Annotated in this window: 1 protein-coding gene and 1 pseudogene; one reads left to right on the forward strand and one right to left on the reverse strand. The window is 73.2% G+C overall.

Annotation, left to right across the window (positions count from 1 at the left end; translation table 11 throughout):
• Window positions 1-362: pseudogene (locus DMH12_RS38260) on the reverse strand (esterase); the annotation flags it as partial.
• 181 nt (window positions 363-543) lie between these two features.
• On the opposite strand from DMH12_RS38260, the gene DMH12_RS38265 reads away from it, so the two are divergent.
• Window positions 544-2,310: phosphatidylglycerol lysyltransferase domain-containing protein (locus DMH12_RS38265; RefSeq protein ID WP_125495838.1), on the forward strand; the 1,767-nt coding region annotated here is incomplete at its 3' end.

Raw genomic sequence — 2,310 nt, forward strand, 5'->3', positions numbered from 1 at the left:
CCGACCTCCCGGACCCCCCCGCCCGAACCGGGCCCGCCCCCTCCCGCCTTCGTCACCCGTCTGTCCCCCACGACCCGCAGCGGCCCCGAGGGGCCACCGGCCGCGTGGTCCACGACCACGCCCCGTCCGTCCTCCCGGCCGAACAGGTCGGCCCAGCTGCCGTAGAACCCGAAGGACTGGTTGGCCACCAGGCCGACCGCCGCGAAGACGGCCAACTGGGTGGCGAACAGCAGGCCCACGCGCCCCAGCACCGCGCGTATGCCGCTGCGGGCCAGCCGCGGCCACAGCCACACCGTGCCGGCGAACAGCAGAACGCCGGCCAGTACCGCCAACGCCAGCACCTTGTCGCTCGTGAGACCCATTGCCTTGGTACCTGCCCGCGCTTTCCGTGTGCCCGTTCGGGCAATCCGATCGAGGGGAGTGAACCTCTCCCTCCAAGACACCGTCCTAGAGGGCGCAATGTCGCCGGATGCCCGAAACGGGCCCGGATCCACGGTTACTCGCAGAACAACAGGTGCGATGTCTGTCAGGACAGATGAGGAAATGTCGGGTGCGGTTCCGGCAGGACCCACCCGCGTACGCCGACTGCCGCGCGGCCCCCGTCCGGAGAACGTGCCGCTCCTCGTCGGCCGCGCCTGCGCGCTCGTCGGCCTGCTGGACATCGCCGCCGGGGTCTTCCCGCGCTTCAGGCACAGCCGGATGCACGCCCTCGCCGAGGTGCTGCCGGGCTCGCTCGGCCCGTTCGCCGCGGCCCTCTCCCTCAGCGCCGGCGTCCTGCTGCTCCTCCTCGCCCACGGCCTCAAACGCCGCAAGCGCCGGGCGTGGCGGGCCGCGGTGGCCCTCCTCCCGGTGGGCGCCGTCGCCCAGTTCGGCTACCGCCACTCGATCCTCGGCGTACTGATCTCCCTCGCGCTGCTCGCGCCCCTGCTGCGCCACCGCGACCAGTTCGCGGCCCTGCCCGACCCGCGCAGCCGCTGGCGGGCACTGGCCAACTTCGTCCTCATGGGAGCCGGTTCGCTCGCCCTGGGCCTCCTGATCGTCAGCGCCCACCCGCACCGGATGATCGGCGCCCCGAGCCTGGCCGACCGCATCACCCACGTCCTGTACGGCCTGTTCGGCGTGGAGGGCCCGGTCGACTACGCGGGCAACACCTCCTGGACGGTCGCCTTCTCCCTCGGCGCGCTCGGCCTGTTGACCGCCGTGACCACCATCTACCTGGCCTTCCGCCCCGAACACCCGGCGGCACGCCTCACCGAGGAGGACGAGTCCCGCCTGCGCGCCCTCCTCGCCCGGCACGGCGGCCGCGACTCCCTCGGCCACTTCGCGCTCCGCCGCGACAAGGCGGTGGTCTTCTCCCCCAGCGGCAAGGCGGCGGTCACCTACCGCGTCGTCTCGGGCGTGATGCTGGCCAGTGGCGACCCGATCGGCGACGTCGAGGCGTGGCCGGGCGCGATCGAACGCTTCATGGACGAGGCGCGCGCCCACTCCTGGACACCGGCCGTGATGGGCTGCTCCGAGACCGGCGGTGAGGTGTGGACCCGCGAGACCGGGCTCGACGCGCTGGAACTGGGGGACGAGGCGGTGGTGGACGTCCCGGATTTCTCCCTCGCCGGCCGCGCGATGCGCAACGTACGCCAGATGGTCAAGCGCATCGAGCGGGCCGGTTACGAGACCCGGGTACGGCGCGTGGCTGACCTCCCCGACGCCGAACTGGACCGCGTCCGCCGCGCGGCGGACGCGTGGCGGGGCACCGACACCGAGCGCGGCTTCTCGATGGCCCTGGGCCGGATCGGCGACCCGGCCGACGGCGACTGCCTGATCGCGACCGCGCACAAGCAGGACGCCGAGCCGGGCGAGTACGGCGACCTCAAGGCCGTCCTGCACTTCGTCCCGTGGGGCGGCGACGGGGTCTCCCTGGACCTCATGCGCCGCGACCGCGCGGCCGACCCCGGCATGAACGAGCTGCTGATCGTGGCCGCGCTCCAGGCGGCACCGAAGCTGGGCATCGCGCGGGTGTCGCTGAACTTCGCGATGTTCCGCGCGGCGCTCGCGCGCGGCGAGAAGATCGGCGCGGGCCCGGTCCTGCGCGCCTGGCGCGGCCTGCTCGTGTTCCTGTCCCGCTGGTTCCAGATCGAGTCCCTGTACAAGTTCAACGCGAAGTTCCGCCCCCGCTGGGAGCCGCGCTTCGTGGTCTACCGCTCCTCCTCCGACCTCCCCCGCATCGGCTTCGCCGCGATGCAGGCCGAGGGCTTCGTCACCCTCACCCCACCCCTGCCCCCGTCCCTGCGCCGCCGCACGAGACCCCGCCGC

This window comes from Streptomyces sp. WAC 04229 (assembly GCF_003947455.1).
In the GTDB taxonomy this organism is placed as follows: Bacteria; Actinomycetota; Actinomycetes; order Streptomycetales; family Streptomycetaceae; genus Streptomyces.